At 58.1% G+C, this 5,089-nt stretch carries 4 protein-coding genes; 2 read left to right on the top strand and 2 right to left on the bottom strand.

Going from position 1 to position 5,089, the window contains the following annotated elements; translation table 11 throughout:
• Positions 1–216: 216 nt before the first annotated feature.
• Both OHL21_RS08035 and OHL21_RS08030 read right to left on the bottom strand, forming a co-directional pair.
• Positions 217–534 (bottom strand): cupin domain-containing protein, encoded by a 318-nt coding sequence (locus tag OHL21_RS08035; protein ID WP_263416735.1) that lies wholly within the window; start codon positions 532–534, stop codon positions 217–219.
• A gap of 402 nt (positions 535–936) precedes the next feature.
• Complete coding sequence (locus OHL21_RS08030; RefSeq protein WP_263416734.1) at positions 937–1,782, bottom strand: pyrroline-5-carboxylate reductase; 846 nt, start codon at positions 1,780–1,782, stop codon at positions 937–939.
• Positions 1,783–1,973: 191 nt separating this feature from the next.
• Here OHL21_RS08030 and OHL21_RS08025 point away from each other — a divergent pair, with 191 nt between their 5' ends.
• Both OHL21_RS08025 and OHL21_RS08020 read left to right on the top strand, forming a co-directional pair.
• Positions 1,974–3,158: a serine hydrolase domain-containing protein gene (locus OHL21_RS08025; RefSeq protein ID WP_263416733.1), complete on the top strand. Its 1,185-nt coding sequence runs from the start codon at positions 1,974–1,976 to the stop codon at positions 3,156–3,158.
• Positions 3,159–3,360: 202 nt separating this feature from the next.
• Positions 3,361–4,899 carry a hypothetical protein gene (locus tag OHL21_RS08020; protein WP_263416732.1) on the top strand — a complete coding sequence of 513 codons (1,539 nt, stop codon included), beginning with the start codon at positions 3,361–3,363 and terminating at the stop codon, positions 4,897–4,899.
• Positions 4,900–5,089 lie beyond the last annotated feature (190 nt).

Genomic DNA, 5,089 nt, shown 5'->3' with positions numbered 1-5,089 from the left:
AAACGCATCTACATCCTGCAGAAATCCCGATAAAACTGCTCACAGACTGCGGCTACAGAGACGTTGCAACTGCAATCGCTCTCTCAAACAAAGAGAGGATGCCTCACTCACACAGACTCTAAAGCCCATTTCTATGCTGAGCCGATAGACCGTGGGCTGAAGCCCACGGCTCCCACCCATTGCCGAGGCCCGAATCAACGATGTTGCGATTTAGGTTTAGGACTTCAACTCGACTGCGATTACCTCAAAGGGGTCATCGCTCATGTTTTCTGGCGCGTGTTGGACGCTGTCCAGGTACATGACCTCTCCTGCTTTGCCCTGCATATCGAGAACCTCGCCATTCGCCAAAATATGCCGGCTGTGATGGGGCGTTAGAAAGATACCGACGAGGGCTGGATGGCTGTGCATGGGTGACTTCTCATGGGGGCCATATTTAATCCGGAGCACTCTGACCTTTTCATTTTCGAATTCCACGGTGTAGTGCTGTGGATCACAAGCGATTGGGTCGGCAGCCATTGCTGTTGACGTTGCCATGGGAACCTCCTTTTGTGCGCGTCAGTATAGTGCGGCTTTCCATGCCGGCGATAGGAAAATCAAGCTGTCTTTCAGGAAGTTGGGGGCCGGTGACTTTGGAGAGGGGAACCGGTATCCAAAGTCATTGTGGAGTGGGGTTGCGACAAATTGCGCGCGCCCATGCACCGGGTGCCCCATCCATTGCAACGCAATGGGTGGGATATTCGGAGCCCTCGGTAAATTTGGGAAGGACCGCTTTCCGACGCTTCGGATGGCACACGGTTTATCCATAATTCACTTTGAATTGGGAATTATAGAGCGGGCCTTCAGCCCTCTTACCAGTTTCCTATCTCCGTACCTGGGGCGTTGCCCCAGGCTGGTATAGAACGCGCCTTCAGCGATCAGAATAGGCCTTAACGTTACTTACGAATCAGTTAGCGGTATAGCGTACTGGTCGCGATTCTGCGGGAGCCGGGTGTCAAAGCTCGCGCGGCCGTAGATGCGGTCCAGCACCAGGTCCAGCGCCGCCTGAATCTGGCCGTCCCACCCGGCGGCTCGCAGCTCGCGCCAGGCCTGTTCGTTGAGCCCGCCCGCCGTTGAGTACTCCCGGCTGAGTTTGCTGAACGATTCTTCGGAACGCTTTTCCGCGGCTTGGGCGAGGTTGAAGAACAATTCCCCCACCAGGGCGCGCGATGCTTCCGGCTTGAAACCATTTTCGATCAGCCAACCGTCTACCGCTCCCATCATGCCGAAGTACGTGCCCATCAGCGAGGTCACCGCGCTGACCAGGTCGAGGTGAGTTTCCTCATCAACACGGATCAGACGGCCCAGCCCGTCGAGCAATCGTGCAATCTCCTCCGACTGCGTGTAGAGCGTCAGCGGCCCCTGCCGCTCTGCAATGGGCGGCAGCGGGATGGCGCGGGAGATATCATTCGCGGGCGCCACCAGCCGGGAGAGCCTCTCGACGCTGAAGGTGGCGATCAGGCTGAGGATCTTCTGATCCGGCCGGAAGCGCAACGCAGCGAGGACCTGCTCCGTTACCTGCGGCCGGACCGCAAGGATGACGATCTCGCTCGAGTCCACGACGGCCTGGTTATCGGCGGCGACGCTGACATCAAGGTACCGGAGTGCAAGCCCCGCCGAAATGGCTTCGTTGCGCGGAGACAGCAGAATCTCCGCACGCCGCTCGCCGAACCCACACAGGCCATGCGTCAGAGCCTCCGTGATCGTGCCTACTCCGATGATACCGACCTTTGGCAACTTACTCATGATGGAAGTCCCTCTGGTATTTCGTGCTGCACAGGCAGTCTGATTTCGTTGGCCGAATGAATTTCATCGCCATCGCTCCAGCATAGTGCTTTCGAGCAAACATACGAAGGAATGAGGATTGTGTGGAACCCGACGCCGCTCTTCTGCGTAAAGCCCACTGTTCACATTCTTAATTACGACAGAGGAAACAGATGATCGACCTGAATTCGATGACCCGCCGCAGGTTTATCGCGGGAGCCTCTGCGGCCGCCATGGCATCTCCTGTTTTGGGGCAGACGCAAAGCAGCATACTACCGCCGGTCAGCACCGCAAAAAGAAGTGCTGAGAAGCTCTTTGCGACGAAACCGGCTCCGGCTCTGTCGTTCGCAGTCGCACGCGGTGAGGACATCATTGCGTGTGAGGCGATGGGTCATGCCGACCTCGAACTGGAGGTGCCGGCGACGCCTGCACATAGTTTTCCGTTGGGATCGGTGAGTAAGGTCATTACCAGCACTCTGGCTGCAAAGCTGGTTACAAGCGGCACGCTGGACCTGGACACACCCGTCATAAAGTGGCTCCCCCCTCTTCCGGAGCAGCACCACAAGACCACGATGCGTCATCTGCTCACTCATCGCGGCGGTATCCGGCACTACAAGTCGGAAGAGATCAGCCTCGCGAATCCTTCAGGTGCGATTTATATGCGTCTCTATCCGGATGACGCAAAGGTGCTGGATCTCTTCATCCATGATCCGCTCGTTGCTGAGCCTGGCACGTCCCCCAGCTACTCCTCTTTCGGATACACCCTTGCCTCACTCGTGATGCAGGCGGCAGCGGGACGTCCATTCCTTGATCTCATTGACCAACAGATCGCCAAGCCGTTCCGTCTGACGAGTCTTACACCCGACAATCCATGGGCGATTGTGCCGTCTCGCGCTGGAAAGTACATGAACGCCCAGGATGTTGAAATGCTTGGCGCCGGACTGCAGCCGGCGCTCCGGCCTCAGCTGATCAACGGCTGGGCAAAGATGGCATGCTCAAACCCGGCCTACTGCTGGCCAGGGGCGGGCTTGCTGATGGCTCCGTCTGATGCGGCACGATTTGGCGCCGCCATGATCGAGACGCCGCAGTCGAAATTGACAAAGCAGGAACGTGAGCTGCTTTTCACTCCGATGACACCGGCCACCAAACAGATGCCGCCGCTCGGCCTCGGTTGGAGAATCAGTCCGGACCAGAAGGGACGTGCCCGCTGGCATCATGCAGGGGCCACGGGCGGCGGGGCTTACTTCCTTGCCGTATATCCTGAGCAAAAGATGTCAGTCGCGATTGCGGTAAACGTGATGAGCGCGCGAATCAACATGAATCAGGCTGCTTCCGATCTGATCGACTCACTTCTGTAAAGGCGACTCGCGAGAGGGAAAGATTTGGAGGCAGGTATCTTGCTAGATGCCGCATAACTTCCGCCTTGCCGGAGCTGACAGGGGAGAAAATTCCCAATCCTCAGGAGGTTTTATCAAGAAATCCGCATTGTGACCGCGTCTGTGTTTTTGGAATGAAACGTGCATAACGTTCCATCGAATTTTGTTTGCAGGATAGAAACTCATGCATCTATGGACCGATTATGAAAGCAAGACGCTTGGCGGATATCTGCTTGGCCGGCTGAACCGGTCAGAGGGACGCAACGCCTTTTTTTCCACTGCTACTCCCGATGGTCAACCCGCTTTGCTGCGGCTTACGGAGGCGCACTTCGATGAGTCGGAACTCATTGGGCGCTGGCGCAGGATCGCGGCTGTCTCTCACCCACACCTGCAGGCGATCAAGCGTGCAGGGCAGACCACCTTCGACGGTCTGTCGCTTGCGTGCTGTCTTCTGGAGCCCACGGATGCCAGTCTTTCCGACGCCCTTCGCGAGGGGGTTCTCTCGGTTGAGGAGACGAAGGACATCGCAGAAGCGGTGGGCGGCGCGCTTGCCGCTCTGCATGCCGCCGGTCTGATTCACGAGCACGTCGATGCGACCAATGTCTTCGCGTCAGGAGAAGTCATCAAGCTGCGCAGCGACTGCTGCCGCGAGTGTGTCGGCGAATTCGAAGCCGACACCCCTGAGGCCCGCGAAGCTTTGCGTCAGCGCGATGTTCACGACTTTGGTGTGCTCCTGCTTCGCTGCCTCGGACTGGATTGGATGGGGCATACTTCCACACGGCTTCCTAAGCCATTCGATCGCATCATTCCGGGCGCATTCAATGGAACGCTGAAGGCGGAAGATATCGTCGCCATTCTTCAACCGCCGCCAAAGCAAACCCCCGTCGTGCCCGCAGTGCAGCAGGCTTCGACAGGCGCAACAATACCCCGGCCTGCCGCTTCGATACCCAAGGCCGCTGCTTCGGAGGAGAACAACACAGAGCCCACAGGCTCTCACCGGGTTGCTTCGTCCCCCCTTCAGGATGAGCCAACGCTCGCTCACAGCAGGCTCGCCGCCACGGAAGAGATCGCAGCAGATGCGAACGTCTTGCCGGCAACCGGCATTGCCGGGATGGGGAATCGGCTCCGCATGGGCCTCGACGATCTGCTTGAGCAATCGCGCCAGCACCTCGGCACAACATCCATTGGCGCAGGCTTGATGCGACGGTTCAGGCCGATGAAGCCAAGACCCATCAGCCGCAAAACCTATATCGCGTCGGGCGCCGCCGCGGCCATGTTGGGGATAGTGATTTGGGCCGCCGCAGGTGGCAAACACGAGGACAACAAACAAGAGGCCACGCCACAGCACGCGGCAATCGTTGACGGAAAACCGGCAACCCAGCAGAACACTGTGAAGCAGCAGCCGGTTTCACAGCGGCCTGCTTCTAGACCTGCCGCCGTTCCCGAAGCTCAGCCTGCGCAGAACTCGCTGATTGCCTCGGGCGAGCGAGCCGGTTGGCACGTCATCGCTTATACCTACAAGTACGAGCAGCAGGCGCAGGCACAGGTGATGAAGCTGCAGCATAAATACGTGAGTCTCCATCCGCAGGTCTTCACGCCGACGGGACACGCACCTTATTTTGTGGCTCTCGGCAACCCGTCCGATGAGACAACCGCGATGGATCTCCGCAACCGCGCTCGTCAGGTTGGTCTTCCTCGCGATACGTATGCCCGGAACTTCTAGTAGAAGCGGGCTTCAGCCTGCGGACTAAGCGCTGAAGGCGCGCTCTATACCAGCCTGGGGCGATGCCCCATAAGCGCTAACTAACCTAGCAATCGAAGCTGAAGTGTTCGCTTTCGGGCTGGTTCGCTAAGGGCGTGAGCGATTTGATTCCATTGCTGGATGATGGAGTGGAGTGCAAGTCTTGGCCTGA

The organism is Terriglobus albidus, from assembly GCF_025685425.1.
Lineage (GTDB): Bacteria > Acidobacteriota > Terriglobia > Terriglobales > Acidobacteriaceae > Terriglobus > Terriglobus albidus.
The sequence above is the reverse complement of the archived record's forward strand: the minus strand, read 5'-3'. Positions and strand labels throughout refer to the sequence as shown.

What these genes read in the sequence shown, in the direction of transcription:
- OHL21_RS08030 (WP_263416734.1), bottom strand. Translation starts at nt 1,782, where the DNA reads ATGAGTAAGTTGCCAAAGGTCGGTATCATCGGAGTAGGCACGATCACG.
- OHL21_RS08020 (WP_263416732.1), top strand. Translation starts at nt 3,361, where the DNA reads ATGCATCTATGGACCGATTATGAAAGCAAGACGCTTGGCGGATATCTG.
- OHL21_RS08035 (WP_263416735.1), bottom strand. Translation starts at nt 534, where the DNA reads ATGGCAACGTCAACAGCAATGGCTGCCGACCCAATCGCTTGTGATCCA.
- OHL21_RS08025 (WP_263416733.1), top strand. Translation starts at nt 1,974, where the DNA reads ATGATCGACCTGAATTCGATGACCCGCCGCAGGTTTATCGCGGGAGCC.